The following is a 13588-nucleotide window of genomic DNA, read 5'->3' on the forward strand; positions in this document are numbered from 1 at the left end:
TATGGACGGCGCAGAAGGGGAGTAGCTCTTCGCCGGACCGTCGACACACTGCTCAGCACGTCTGAGCCGGCGCCCGGGGGCGGAGTCCGCGTGACCCGCCAGCGAGACCTTCGGCAAGCAGTGCACCGCCCGTGCCGTACGGCGCGGGCTCCGCGTGTGCTGCCCTGCCGAGGTGTCTGGCGTCACAGCAGCGCTCTCGGCCGGGGCAGCCCCGACCGACAGAGGAACCCTTGATCAGCTTCACCGTGACGGCGCTCGTCTTCGGCGTCGTCTTCCTCGCCGAACTGCCCGACAAGACCGCGCTCGCCGGTCTCGTCCTCGGCACCCGCTACCGCGCCTCCTACGTCTTCGCCGGCGTCGCCGCCGCCTTCGCGCTGCACGTCGCGCTCGCCGTGGCGGCCGGCAGCGTGCTCACCCTGCTGCCGCAGCAGATCACGCACGCGCTCACGGGCGTGCTGTTCCTGGGCGGCGCGGCGATGCTGCTGCTGAAGAAGGACGAGGACGAGGAGGAGATCCGCAAGCCGGAGAACCAGTCCTTCTGGAAGGTCTCCGGGGCGGGCTTCATGCTCATCCTGGTCGCCGAATTCGGTGACCTCACGCAGATCATGACGGCGAACCTCGCCGCCCGGTACGACGACCCGCTCTCCGTCGGCCTCGGCGCGGTGCTCGCGCTGTGGGCGGTGGCCGGCCTCGGCATCGTCGGCGGGAAGGCGCTGATGAAGCGGGTGCCGCTGCGGCTGATCACGCAGATCGCGGCGCTGCTGATGCTGGGGCTCGGGGTGTGGAGCCTGTGGGAGGCCGTGACCGGCTGAGCGAACGGCGGGTGAAGGGTCGCCCGGGGCGGTGGCGCGATCCCCGGATCTTTTTGTACCGTGGAGAAACAAAGTGGTCCCCGCCCGCTTTCCCTGACCGGCGGGCGGGGCCGCCTTGTGCCGGGGACGACCCCCTGAGCCCCCTCCCGTGCCTTGGAGCCCGCCGATGACGGCCACCACCGTTCTCACCGCCCGCGCCCTCCTGCTGGACATGGACGGCACCCTCGTCAACTCCGACGCCTCGGTCGAACGCGTCTGGCGACGCTGGGCCGAGCGGCACGGGCTGGACGGGGACGAGGTCATGAAGGTCGTCCACGGGCGGCAGGGGTACGCGTCGATGGCGCTGCTGCTGCCCGACCGGCCGATGGAGCAGAACCTCGCCGACAACGCGCGCATGCTGGCCGAGGAGACCGCGGACACGGAGGGGGTCGTCGCGATTCCGGGGGCGCGGGAGTTCCTCGCGTCGCTGAAGGGGCTGCCGCACGCGCTGGTGACCTCGGCGGACGTCGCGCTGTCGACGGCACGGATGGCCGCGGCCGGGCTCCCGATGCCCGAGGTGCGGGTGACGGCGGAGTCCGTCGGCGCGAGCAAGCCCGACCCCGAGGGCTTTCTGAAGGGGGCCGCCGAGCTGGGCGTCGCCCCCGCCGACTGCGTGGTGTTCGAGGACTCCGGAGCCGGGATCGCGGCGGGGCGCTCCGCCGGGATGCGGGTCGTGGGGATCGGGCAGCGGGCCACGTTCCACCACCCGGACGCGGCGGTGCGGGACCTGACGCAGGTCCGCGTGGAGGCCGGGGACGACGGGACGATCCGGCTGCACATCGGCTGAGTCCCGCGGCCCTGCGGCCCCACGCCCCTGCGGTCCCGCGGCCGGCCGGGTCCCGTGGCCGGCGGCTCTGCGGCCGGCCGGGTCCTAAGGTTCCCTCGTCTCCGACTCCAGGCGCCCGCGGGTCCGAGGACCGTACACGCCGAGCTGGTCGGAGCGGATGCCGCGGGACCACTGGTAGGTGCGGACCGCGTCCTCGACGCGGCCGGTGTAGTGGCCGTCGGCGTCGTCGTGGTACAGGTACAGCTGGCGCAGGCGCAGCTGGAGTTCGGTGACCTCGGGACCCCGGTCGCCCGGGCGCAGTACGAGGACGTCCTGGTCGCGGTCGTCGCCGGACTCCTCCCTCGCCGTGGGGGCGGTGGCGCGGGCGGAGGTCGGGCTGGGGCTCGGTTCGGCCGAGCGCGACCGGGACGGCGTCGGCGAGGCGCTCGACGCCGACGGGGACGGCGTGGGCGAGGGGCTCCCGCCGGCCGACGGCGACGGGGGCGCGGAGGCCGGCCGCGCGGACGCCGTGCCGGGGACGGCCGGCGCCACCGACGCGGCGCCGGGGGAGGTGTCCGGCACGCTCGCCCGCAGGTCGGCCGGCGGCGGGCCGTTCCGCGAGGGCGGCTCGTACGAGAACAGCCCGCTCACGTACCCGGTGGCCGCCACCACCGCGACCAGAGCGCGCGCCGCGCCGAGCAGCGCGCCACGGCGCCGGCGGCGCGGCTCCGCCCCGTCCGGCCCGCCGGCGCCCGCCGGTACGGCGTCCGCCGGCTCGGCCGTCTCGAAGCGGCGCAGGCCGGTGCCGCTCGGCTCGCCCGGCGGGGACGCCAGGGGCGTGGGGAGCGCGGCGGCCGCCTCCGCGTCCGGCGTCCGAGGGGGGACGGGCCGCAGCCGCGTCGTGGCGTCGGGCCCGGACGTGCGCGGGGGCGGCGGAGCCTCCTGCGGATTCCTCAGCTCGACGTACGGCCGGATGTGCAGCGGGTCGAAGTCCTCCGCCGCGGCCGCCTCCGCCTCGCGGGCCTCGCGCAGGGCGTCGGACGCGCGTCGCGTGCAGCCGCAGGACGGGGTGCGGTCGGCGCTCCTGGGCGCCCCGCACTCCGGGCACCGGTGGTCCCTCGGTTCTGCCACGCGTTCGTCCCTCCCCTCGTGAACTCCAGAGATTATGCAGATCTTCTTCACGCTCCGGCCCGCACGCCCCCGGAATGCCGGCTTCTCACAGGACTCGACGGGCCATAACGGGTCACACCGATGACGATGGAGATGTCGCCGAGACCTCGGGAGGTCTTCATGGCCGGGGATGCGCAGGGCAGGGCCGAGGACACGCGCGGGACGACCGCGGGCGCCGGGGGGAGGGCCCCGGCACGGGCTCCGCGGTCCCCGCTCGCCCCCCGGGAGGAGCACGTGTCCGGCAACGTCCTCGTCTCGATCGGCGCCCTGCTGCTCGGGATGCTGCTCGCCGCCCTCGACCAGACCATCGTGTCGACCGCGCTGCCCACCATCGTCAGCGACCTGGGCGGCATGGAGCACCTGTCCTGGGTGGTCACCGCGTACCTGCTGGCCTCGACCGCCGCGACCCCGCTGTGGGGCAAGCTCGGCGACCAGTACGGGCGCAAGCGGCTGTTCCAGACCGCGATCGTGATCTTCCTGGCCGGCTCCGCGCTGTGCGGCATGGCGCGGAACATGCCCGAGCTGATCGCCTTCCGGGCCGTGCAGGGCCTGGGCGGCGGCGGGCTGATGGTGCTGTCGATGGCGATCGTCGGCGATCTGGTCCCGCCCCGGGACCGGGGGCGCTACCAGGGCCTGTTCGGGGCGGTCTTCGGGGCGACCAGCGTCCTCGGGCCGCTGCTGGGCGGGCTGTTCACCGAGCATCTGAGCTGGCGCTGGGTGTTCTACGTCAACCTGCCGGTCGGGATCGTCGCGCTCGCCGTGATCGCGGCGGTGCTGCACATCCCGCGCCGGGCCACGAAGCACGTCATCGACTACCTCGGCACCTTCCTCATCGCCTCCGTCGCCACCTGCCTGGTCCTGGTCGCCTCGCTCGGCGGCACCACCTGGGGCTGGGGCTCCCCGCAGATCATCGTCCTCGCCGTCCTGGGCGTCGTCCTCGCCGTCGCCTTCGCGGCCGTGGAGCGGCGGGCGGCCGAACCGGTGCTGCCGCCGAAGCTGTTCCGCATCCGCACCTTCACGCTCTCCGCGGTCATCAGCTTCGTCGTCGGCTTCGCGATGTTCGGCGCGATGACCTACCTGCCGACCTTCCTCCAGGTCGTGCAGGGCGTCAGTCCGACCATGTCCGGGGTGCACATGCTGCCGATGGTGTTCGGGCTGCTGCTGTCGTCGACCGTCTCCGGGCAGATCGTCAGCCGCACCGGCCGCTGGAAGGTGTTCCCGGTCACGGGCACCGCCGTCACCGCGTTCGGCCTGCTCCTGCTGCACCAGCTCGACGAGAACAGCTCCACCGCCGTGATGAGCGCCTTCTTCTTCGTCTTCGGCCTCGGACTCGGCCTGGTGATGCAGGTCCTGGTCCTCATCGTGCAGAACGCCGTCGCCTACGAGGACCTGGGCGTGGCCACCTCCGGCGCGACCTTCTTCCGCTCCATCGGCGCCGCGTTCGGCGTCGCCGTCTTCGGCACGGTCTTCGCCGGCCGCCTCGGCGACAAGCTCGCCGACGCCTTCCGGGGCGTACAGCTGCCGCCCGGCGTCTCCGCGGACGCGCTGGAGGCCGACCCGCGCGGCATCGCGGCCCTGCCGCCCGCCCTGCGCCCGGCCGCGCTGCACGCCTACGCCTCCGCCATCACCGACGTCTTCCTGTACGCCGCCCCCGTCGCGCTCCTCGCCTACGTACTGGCCTGGTTCCTGAAGGAGGACCGGCTGCGCGGCTCGGTCACGGCGCCCGATGGCACGCAGACCTTCGCCAGCAACCCGGTGGAGCGGTCGTCGTACGACGAGGTGTGCCGCGCGCTGTCGGTGCTCGGCTCCCGCGAGGGCCGGCGGGAGATCTACCGGCGGATCACCGAACGCGCGGGCTACGACCTGCTGCCCGCCGCGGGCTGGCTGCTGCTGCGGATCAAGCGGCACGGCTCGGTGGAACCGGCCCTGCTCGCCGAGCGCACCCCCGTCCCGCTGGCCGCGGTCATCGAGGCCGCCCGGCAGGTCGAGGAGCGCCGCCTGGCGTACCGGGTGGGTCTCGACCTGTACCTGACCGACCAGGGCCACGAGGCCGCCGACCGGCTGGCGCGGGCCCGCGAGGACTCCCTCGCGGAGCTGCTCGGCGACTGGTGGGGGCCGGACCGGCCGACCGACCTGGTGCAGTTGGTGAAGGAGCTGAGCGGGGAGCTGAACGGGTCGGAGCGGGAACGGCCGCACGACCGGCGACCCCTGGCGCGCACGGGATGACCGGGGCGGTCCGGTGGCCCGCGGGCGCCGTTTGAGGGGTCCCGTCGGGGCAACCCGAACGGCGAACCGGCCCGCACGGAGGGCCGGTTGGGCCGAAAACCCGGAAGGCATACATGTCCACAGGCTGGATCATCGCTCTGATCGTGATCGTGGTGGCCGTCGCCCTCGTCGCGGCCGCCCTGACCCTGCGTTCCCGGGGCGCGCGGCGCGGCCCGGACCTGAAGCGGCGCTTCGGACCCGAGTACGACCGGGCCGTCGCCCGGCACGACGGTGACGCCGAGGCCGCCGAACGCGAGCTCGCCCAGCGCGTGGAGCGCCACGGCGACCTGCGCGCGCGACCGCTGGAACCGGCCGAGCGGGAGCGGTTCGAGGCGCGCTGGACGGCCGCCCAGGAGCGCTTCGTCGACTCCCCGCGGGGGGCGGTCGCCGAGGCGGACCGGCTGCTCGCGGAGGTGGCCGGTACCCGCGGCTTCCCGGACGGCGGGCAGTACGAGGAACAGGTCGCCGCGCTGTCCGTGCACCACGCCCACCACGTCGACGGCTACCGGCGCGTGCACCGCGCCGCGCACGACGGCGGCGGGGGCACCGAGGAGATGCGCGAGGCCATGGTCGCCGCCCGCGCCCTGTTCGACGAGCTGGTGCGCCACGACACCGGCCGCCACCACGCCGGCGCCGACCGCGTCCGGCAGGAGCGGGTCCGCGACCACCACACGCCCTGGGCCCTGCACCGACGGCAGGCGAAGGAGAGCTGAGGCACATGTCCGACAGGCAACCGTCCGAGGTGACCCCGCCGGCCGCCGGCACACCGGCCGGCCCCGGCCGGACCGTCCCCGACGCCCGCGGCGAGAGCGCGGTGGGCACCGCCCCCACCGGGGGCGCCCCGCACGCGACGGACCCGGGGCGCTCCGTGCCCTCCGGCGGCCGGCTGCTGCCGCGGGAGGAGTGCGACAAGCTGGGGCTGCGGCTCCAGCAGGCGGTCTCCGGATTCGTCGACGCGCCGCGGGACGCCGTCGAGGAGGCCGACCGCGTCCTGGAGGAGATCACCGCCCGCCTCACCGAGGCCCTGGCCGGGCGCCGCCGTACGCTGCGCGCGTCCTGGCAGACCGCCGGCGCGGGCGGCGGCGAGCAGATCACGAACCCCGACACCGAACAGCTCCGCCTGGCCCTGCGGGACTACCGCGAGCTGGCGGACCGGCTGATGCACCTGTGAAACCCGTGAACGACCGGCGTCACCCCGCCGCCCGGCGCTCCCGCCACTGACGTACGACCGCTTCGACGTCGTACGGCTTCAGTCCCAGCGGAGGGCCGGGCGGCGGCTTGAACATCATGTCGCGGATCCTGACGTTGAGGTCCTCGACGATCCTGCGGGCGATCCGCTCGGACGGGGCCCGCAGCGCCGCCGCCAGCCCGTCCTCGGCCTCCTTGCGCAGGGCCAGCGTCGGCGGCAGGACCGAGATGCCCTCACGGGCCAGCTTCCGCTTGATCCACCACTGTTCGTCGTAGGCCGCCTCCACGTCCCCCGGCAGCGGTCTGCCCGCGCCCGGCAGCCGGTCGAACTCGCCCCGTGCCTTCGCGTCGCGGATCTGTTTGTCCGCCCAGGACTCGAAGCTGACGCCGGGTGGCTTTCGCTCGGTCATGCGGCCATTGTGCCGGACACCGCGATGCCGGGCGATTTATCATGCGGCGGCGCGGCAACCGGCCGCCCAGGTCACCTCAGGAGGAGCGCACGTGCTCGAACTCACCATGGCCGCCGTCTCCGCGGCGGACGCGGGCGCCACGGCCGGCATGCTCATGGCCGACGCGCCCAGCGAGCCGGGCACCGTGCTGCGGGTGGGCCGGGACAGGTCGGTGTGCCGGCTGCCGACGCCCGACGACTGGCTGTTCGTCTCCCGTGTCCACCTGGAGTTCCGGTGCGGCCCCGACGGCGGCTGGCAGCTGACCTGGCTGCGCGGCTCGCAGGCCGATCCGTCCTCCCAGGTCCGGCTGACGGTGGGCGAGCACGCCGCGTCCGTCCCCTACGGCGGTACGGTGCCGCTGCCCAGGGGCGGCAGCGGCGAGGTCGTCATCGTGGACCGCACCGGCCCGCGCAGCGTCAACGTGGGCTTCCACCACGAGCTCTGATCACAGCACGCGGGCCAGCGCGAACCCGTCGTAGCCCTTGCTGCCCACCGTCTGGATCGCCGTGCCGTCGAGCCGCGGATGGCTGCCGATCAGCTCGATGGCGGCCCGCGTGCCCCGCACGTCCGGGGCGTCGCTGCCGGCGTCGGCGACCCGGCCGCCCCGGACCACGTTGTCGACGACGACCAGGCTGCCGGTCCGCGTGAGCTTGAGCGCCCACTCGATGTAGTGCGCGTTGTTGGCCTTGTCGGCGTCGATGAAGACCAGGTCGAACGGCGGCGGGTTCTCGTCGGCGAGCTTGGGCAGCGACTCCAGCGCCGGCCCGACCCGCACCTCGACCAGCTTGTCCAGCCCGGCACGGGCGATGTTGCGGGTGGCGATCTCGGCGTGCTTGGCGCTGTACTCCAGCGAGACCAGCCGGCCGTCGGCCGGCAGGGCGCGGCCCAGCCAGATCGTGCTGTAGCCGCCGAGCGTGCCGATCTCCAGGATGTGCCGGGCCCCTTGGACCCCGGCCAGCAGGTGCAGCAGTTTCCCTTGCGGGGCGGTGACGTTCACCTGCGGCAGCTCGGCCGCCGCACTGTCCCGCAGGGCGGCCTGGAGAACGTCGTCGTCCGGCGCGAGATGGGCGGTGAAGTAGTCGTCGACGTCGTCCCAGACCTGGCTCATGCGCCCGTGCCTCCCATCGACCTGGTCAGCGTCTCCGACTGGCTGCGCTGACGACCATGGCCCCGCCCCGGTTCCCCGTCAGAACCCCTCCGCACCCACTTTCAGCCGATCGGCGCAGCCCCGCCACCGCCCCGCCCGCACCCCCGCCGAACCCGCGGGGCCGCCGCAGGCACCCCCGTCGAACCGCCGGAGGCCCCGTCACCGCTCCACGGCCGGCGGCGACCCCGGCAGCGGCCGCCCCGCAGACTCGGTCATGAACCACACCGCCGCACCGCCGACCACGGCCGCGGCCATCATGTAGTACGCGGGCATCATCACATCGCCGGTGGCGCCGATCAGCGCCGTCACCACCAGCGGCGTCGTCCCGCCGAACAGGGACACCGAGACGTTGAACCCGATCGACAGCGACCCGTAGCGCACCCGCGTCGGGAACAGCGCCGGCAGCGCCGACGGCATCGCGGACGTGAAGCACACCAGCAGCAGTCCCAGCGCCGCCATGCCCAGGCCCACGGCGACCAGGCTGCCCTGGCGGATCAGCAGCAGCGCCGGCACCGACAGCGCCAGGAAGCCCACGCAGCCCGCCGCGATCACCGGCCGCCGCCCGATCCGGTCGGTCAGCGCGCCCGCGAACGGCTGGACCACCATCATCAGCGCCATCACGGCGAGGACGACCAGCAGGCCGTGCGTCTCGTCGTACTTCAGCTCACCGGTCAGGTAGCTCGGCATGTACGACAGCAGCATGTAGTCGGTGACGTTGAAGACCAGCACCAGGCCCATGCACAGCAGCAGCGCCTTCCACTGCCCGGTGACCATCTCCCGCAGCGGCACCTTCGGCCGCGCGGCCTCCGCCTTCTCGACCTCCGCCGCGAACGCCGGCGTCTCCTCCAGGCGCAGCCGCAGGTACAGCCCGATGATGCCCATCGGCCCCGCGACGAGGAACGGGATCCGCCAGCCCCAGGAGGTCAGGTCGTCCGCGGACAGCAGCGCCGTCATCACGGTCACCAGCCCGGCGCCGCCGATGTATCCGGCCAGCGTGCCGAACTCCAGCCAGCTCCCGAGGAACCCGCGCCGCTTGTCCGGCGCGTACTCGGCGATGAACGTGGACGCGCCCGCGTACTCGCCCCCGGTGGAGAAGCCCTGCACCAGGCGCGCGGCGAGCAGCAGGATCGGCGCGCCGACACCGATCGTCGCGTAGGACGGGATCAGGCCGATCGCGAACGTGCCCGCCGCCATCATGATCATCGTCAGCGCCAGCACCTTCTGCCGGCCGACGCGGTCGCCGAGCGGCCCGAAGACCATGCCGCCGAGCGGCCGGACCAGGAAGGCCGCGGCGAAGGCGCCGAACGTGGAGAGCAGCTGGGCCGTCGGGTTGCCCGAGGGGAAGAAGACCTTGCCCAGGGTCACCGCGATGTAGCTGTAGACGCCGAAGTCGAACCACTCCATGGCGTTGCCGAGCGCGGCCGCCTTCACGGCGCGCCGGACGAGCGCGGAGTCGGTGACGGTGGCCTGGGAGTTCTTCGCGAGGGCCGTGGGAGCGGCGACTGAGGCAGTCGACAAGAGCTCGCTCGCCTACCTTTCGACGGGGACAGGGACGCGGTCCGCGCGGCGGCGCTGACGAGCGGACCGAAAAACGACCATAGGCGGTGATGTGCCGCTTACGCCCGGTACGCACTTCGTTGCACTATGCATGAAAATAACCCGTAGGCAGGGATGTAAACCGGCCACGCGCCCCGTCGTTTCCCGAAGCGATGTGATCCATCTCGCATCCGACGCGGGCAACCCCACCCCCTCCGCACTATCGTCGTCCGGAAAAAAGGAAGACGGCCGTCAGGTGAAACCGGGGTGACCCGCGTCTTCCTCCGGGGTGGTGCGGACCCCATAGGGTTCGCGAAGGGAACCCTCGCGCGGGGGGCGCGTGAGGCGGATGGGGCGGGAGGCCGACGAGGCGTGGCGAATGCGGAGCACAGCGGGCGACCGGCGGAGGTGTTCGGCGGGCGACCGGCGGAAGCGTTCGGGGCTACGGCCGTCGGGGAGACCAGGGCGCGCCTGCGCGCGGCGCGGCTCGGCCTGTGGCTGATCGCCGCGGTCCTCGCCGTACGGCAGGTGGCCGTCGTCCTCGGCACACCGCGCGGGGAACGGCTGACGGACCTGGAGACCTGGGTCGGGCCGGACGGCGTGCTGCACGTCGAGGGCTCGCTCTACGACTCCACCCGCTTCACCGGCACCCCCTTCGGCGGCCTGGTCCTCAAACCGCTCACCCGTTCGGCCGAGCAGGCCCTCGGCTGGGGCTGGACCTTCGGCACGCTGCTGCTGGTCGTCGCCCTGGGCCTGGTCGCCGCCCGCGCCCTGCCCCGGCCGGTGGACCGGCGCACCTCGCTGCTGGCCGCGCCGGTCGCCGTCAGCCTGCTGATGCTGTCGCTGCCGGTGCGCAACACCCTCTGGCTCGGCCAGACCAGCGTCATCCCGGTCCTGCTGGTCCTGCTCGGCTGCTTCGCCGCGCGCGGCCGGCACGCCGGCGGCGTCCTCGTCGGCGTCGCCGCGGCGCTGCAGCCCACGCTGCTGCTCTTCACGCCCCTGCTGTGGCTGACCGGCCGCCGCCGGGCCGCCGCGTCCGCGGGCGCCACGTTCGCCGTGTGCACCGCGCTGGCCTGGGCGGCGATGCCGCACGACGCGTACACGTACTGGGTGCACCACATGGCGGGCGTCGGGCTCGGCGGGAGGGCCGACGACCTCGCCAACCAGTCCCTGCACGGCGCCCTGCTCCGGTTCGGCCTGTCCGGCCCCCTGGAGATCGCCCTCTTCCTCGCGCTCGGCGCGGCCGTCGCCGCCCTCGGCCTGCGCCGCGCCGTGCGCTACGCCCGCGACGGGCAGCTGCTGCTCGCGGTCGCGATCACCGGCTGCGCGGCGATCGCGGTGTCGCCCACGGCCTGGCGGCACCAGTTGCTGTGGGTGCTGCTCGCGGTCGTCGGCCGGGTCGGCCGGCGCGCCTCCGACCGGTACGTGTGGCCGGTCGCCGTCGTCCTCGTCATGACCCTGCCGGCGAAGATGATGCTGCCGAACGTCGCGGCGCTGCACCCGCTGCGGGACAACGTGGTGCTGCTGGCCGCGCTCGCCGCCGCCACCGCCGTGCCGTTCCTGTCCCGCGCCTCGGCGTACTACCGGGCGCCGGTCCCCACCGAGTACGCGGCCCCGGTCCCGGCCCGCTTCCGGCACATACCGCTCGCGCCGTTCCTGCGCCGGGTCCTGACCCGCCCCAACCTCCTGCTGGAGCTCCTCCTCATACGGGTCACCTACGCCGCCTACTCCAAGATCCGCCTGGCCGCGAGCGGCGGCAGCGACGCGGCCGGCCGGGCCCGCGCCGAGGAGCACGGACAGCAGATCCTCGACCTGGAACGCGTCCTGCACCTGGACATCGAGCACGCCGTGAACCACGCCGTCGTGGAGATCGGCTGGCTGCGGAACTTCTTCGACTTCTACTACACGTCCTTCCACTTCGTCGTCCCGCTGACCGTCCTCGGCGTCCTGTACTGGCGCCGCCCGGTCGACTACCGCTGGGCCCGCTCCTCCCTGGGCTTCGCCACCCTCCTCGCCCTCGTCGGCTTCTGGCTCTACCCGCTGGCCCCGCCGCGCCTGATGCCGGGGCTCGGGATCATCGACACGGTGCACGGCCCGCAGGACTTCACCCAGCCCGACTACGGCACGCTCACCGCCCTCACCAACCAGTACGCGGCGATGCCGTCCCTGCACTTCGGCTGGTCCCTGTGGTGCGGCCTGGCCGTGGCGGTCATCGCCCCGAAGTGGTGGATGAAGGCGGCCGGCCTGCTCCACCCGCTGTTCACGGTGTCGGCGATCGTGGCGACCGGCAACCACTGGGTGCTGGACGCGGTGGGCGGCGCGCTGGTGGTCGGCGCGGGCTTCGGGCTGACGTACCTGCTCCAGGGTCCGCGGGCGCGGACCGCGGACCGGACGCCGGCCGCGGTCAGCAGCGGCCCCGAGCCGGCGCGGGACCGTACTCCGAGCTGATCCGGTAGGTGCCGGGCGCGTCGGCGGTGAGCCGGGTGAACTCGCCGTCCCGCCCCAGGCAGCCCCCGTCGGCGCGCAGCCACGGCGAGTACGCCACCCGCACGGTCACCGTGGCGGGCCGGGACACCCGGACGACGATCCCGGCGCCGTCCGCCCGCACCACCGTCCCCGGCGCCGACACCAGCGGCACGGCGTCCCGCACCCGGTAGATCCGCCAGTGCGCGTCCCGCCACACCGGCTCCAGCCAGCCGGGCCGCTCCTCGCGCAGCAGCCGCGCCTCGGCCTCGGCGTACCCGTCGGGCCGCGCCTGCGGCAGCACCACCAGGCCGACGGCCCAGCGGTCCAGCCAGGCCCGGTAGGCGGCGGGGGAGAAGGCGCCGTCGTAGAAGAGCCGGCCGCGCTCGACGTCGAGCTGCCGGTTCCAGCCGCGGGCCAGGTTGACGTGCGGGGCGAGCAGGGCGGCCTCGCGGTGGTCGCGCGCGGGCACCACCTCGACCCGCGTCCGGTCGGCCCCGAGCCGCTCCAGGGCCCGCACGACCCCGCCGGTGTTCCCGGCCCACTCCGGCACGACGGTGTAGACGGCCACGTCGTCGACGGTCTTCTTCCCCAGCCATCCCACGGAGAAGACGAGGACGCCGACCAGCAGCCCCCGGCGGACCCCGGCCAGGCGGGGCCGGGCGAGCAGGGCGGCGAGCAGCACGGCCGGGGCGAAGTGCTCCGCGAACCGCTCGACGTTCGTGCCGACGGGGGAGGGGACGAGGTAGGTGAGCACGGTCCCGGCCGCGTACACCGCCCCGCTCCACCGGGCGACGCGCCGGCCGCGCGGGGCGAACACGGCGACGGCCAGCCCGAGCAGCAGGGGCGGCCAGACGCGGGCCGCCGGCATCGGCTGCTCACCGGCGAAGGGGAAGAGCCAGGTCGTCGCCGCGACGACGGCGGCCGGCGGCAGGAGGAGGGACAGCGCCCGCCGCCCGTCCCGCGCGGCGAGGAACCCGGCGCCCACGACGGCCAGGAACAGCCCCGCCACCGGGCTGGCGGCGGTCGCCAGCGCCGCGTACGCCGCCGCGAGCGCGACCCGGCGCTCCCCGGTCAGCAGCAGGCACGCCGCGAGCCCGAGGGCGACGCCGAGCGCGAAGGTGGTGCGCCCGGAGACGACGTTGCACCACAGGCCGAGCGAGGCGAGCAGGGCGGGCCAGACCGGCCGCCGGGTCCCGGTGCGCCGGATCAGCACGGCCGCCAGCCAGGAGGCGGCGATCCCGGAGCCGGCGGTCACCGTGCGGACGCCGAGGGCGGCCATCAGGTACGGCGACAGCAGGCTGTAGTTGGCGGTGTGGGTGCCGCCGTACCAGGAGAGGTTGTACGCGGAGCCGCCGTGCCGGGCCACGAAGTCCGCCCACGCGTACTGGGCGGCGAGGTCGCCGCCGCCCGTGGCGAGCAGGAACCACCAGAGCGCGTACAGGGGGAGCACGGGCACGGTGGCGAGCAGGGGGACGCGGTGACGGGCTCCGAGGGCGCGGAGCCCGCCGTTGCGCCGCAGGGGCGCGGGCAGACGCTTGGTGACGGTGAGTTCAGCTGAGGCCACGGTTTCGAAGACGTGCGAACGGGGCGCGACGTTGTGCGGCGCCCCCGTGCCGGTCGACCCCGTATCGATCACCCCGGTATCGGCCGGCCCGGTCCGTCCCGCCCCCGACCCTCGCCGCGGTCCGTCAACCCCCTGACCCCCGCCGCCTTCCGCGCCTCCGCCGGCCGGCCGGCGGAGGCGACCGGC

12 protein-coding genes are annotated in these 13588 nt (G+C 74.4%); 7 read left to right on the forward strand and 5 right to left on the reverse strand.

Features of this window, described 5'->3' with window-relative positions; translation table 11 throughout:
- Positions 1–230: 230 nt before the first annotated feature.
- Both ABD363_RS28675 and ABD363_RS28680 read left to right on the forward strand, forming a co-directional pair.
- Positions 231–812, forward strand: coding sequence for a TMEM165/GDT1 family protein (locus ABD363_RS28675; RefSeq protein ID WP_344608735.1), 582 nt, complete (start codon positions 231–233; stop codon positions 810–812).
- 166 nt (positions 813–978) lie between these two features.
- Positions 979–1638: an HAD family hydrolase gene (locus ABD363_RS28680; protein ID WP_344608737.1), complete on the forward strand. Its 660-nt coding sequence runs from the start codon at positions 979–981 to the stop codon at positions 1636–1638.
- 84 nt (positions 1639–1722) lie between these two features.
- Here ABD363_RS28680 and ABD363_RS28685 read toward each other — a convergent pair whose 3' ends face one another.
- The gene (locus tag ABD363_RS28685) at positions 1723–2748 is read right to left on the reverse strand and encodes a peptidoglycan-binding protein (protein ID WP_344608739.1); all 1026 of its coding nucleotides are present in this window, start codon (positions 2746–2748) and stop codon (positions 1723–1725) included.
- A gap of 159 nt (positions 2749–2907) precedes the next feature.
- Between ABD363_RS28685 and ABD363_RS28690 the strand changes: the two genes are divergently transcribed.
- The 3 genes from ABD363_RS28690 (at position 2908) to ABD363_RS28700 (ending at position 6223) form a co-directional block, all read left to right on the forward strand.
- The gene (locus ABD363_RS28690; protein ID WP_344608757.1) at positions 2908–5013 is read left to right on the forward strand and encodes an MDR family MFS transporter; all 2106 of its coding nucleotides are present in this window, start codon (positions 2908–2910) and stop codon (positions 5011–5013) included.
- A 113-nt stretch (positions 5014–5126) separates the two neighbouring features.
- Positions 5127–5765 carry a hypothetical protein gene (locus ABD363_RS28695; protein WP_344608741.1) on the forward strand — a complete coding sequence of 213 codons (639 nt, stop codon included), beginning with the start codon at positions 5127–5129 and terminating at the stop codon, positions 5763–5765.
- Between the two features lie 5 nt (positions 5766–5770).
- On the forward strand, positions 5771–6223 hold the full coding sequence (locus ABD363_RS28700) for a hypothetical protein (protein ID WP_344608743.1): 453 nt from the start codon (positions 5771–5773) through the stop codon (positions 6221–6223).
- Positions 6224–6242: 19 nt separating this feature from the next.
- On the opposite strand, the gene ABD363_RS28705 is transcribed toward ABD363_RS28700, so the two are convergent.
- Positions 6243–6650 (reverse strand): DnaJ family domain-containing protein, encoded by a 408-nt coding sequence (locus tag ABD363_RS28705; protein WP_344608745.1) that lies wholly within the window; start codon positions 6648–6650, stop codon positions 6243–6245.
- A 91-nt stretch (positions 6651–6741) separates the two neighbouring features.
- Here ABD363_RS28705 and ABD363_RS28710 point away from each other — a divergent pair, with 91 nt between their 5' ends.
- Positions 6742–7134, forward strand: coding sequence for a hypothetical protein (locus tag ABD363_RS28710; protein ID WP_344608747.1), 393 nt, complete (start codon positions 6742–6744; stop codon positions 7132–7134).
- Here ABD363_RS28710 and ABD363_RS28715 read toward each other — a convergent pair whose 3' ends face one another.
- Both ABD363_RS28715 and proP read right to left on the reverse strand, forming a co-directional pair.
- The gene (locus ABD363_RS28715) at positions 7135–7797 is read right to left on the reverse strand and encodes an O-methyltransferase (RefSeq protein WP_344608749.1); all 663 of its coding nucleotides are present in this window, start codon (positions 7795–7797) and stop codon (positions 7135–7137) included. It abuts the gene before it with no gap.
- 198 nt (positions 7798–7995) lie between these two features.
- A complete protein-coding gene (proP, locus tag ABD363_RS28720; protein ID WP_344608751.1) occupies positions 7996–9354 on the reverse strand; it encodes a glycine betaine/L-proline transporter ProP in 1359 nt (452 codons plus the stop codon).
- A gap of 390 nt (positions 9355–9744) precedes the next feature.
- Between proP and ABD363_RS28725 the strand changes: the two genes are divergently transcribed.
- Positions 9745–11820, forward strand: coding sequence for a bifunctional glycosyltransferase 87/phosphatase PAP2 family protein (locus tag ABD363_RS28725; protein ID WP_344608753.1), 2076 nt, complete (start codon positions 9745–9747; stop codon positions 11818–11820).
- Here ABD363_RS28725 and ABD363_RS28730 read toward each other — a convergent pair.
- The gene (locus ABD363_RS28730) at positions 11777–13402 is read right to left on the reverse strand and encodes a hypothetical protein (RefSeq protein WP_344608755.1); all 1626 of its coding nucleotides are present in this window, start codon (positions 13400–13402) and stop codon (positions 11777–11779) included. The two genes, ABD363_RS28725 and ABD363_RS28730, sit on opposite strands and share 44 nt — an antisense overlap.
- Positions 13403–13588: the final 186 nt, after the last annotated feature.

It is taken from the genome of Streptomyces glaucus, from assembly GCF_039533365.1.
GTDB lineage: Bacteria > Actinomycetota > Actinomycetes > Streptomycetales > Streptomycetaceae > Streptomyces > Streptomyces glaucus.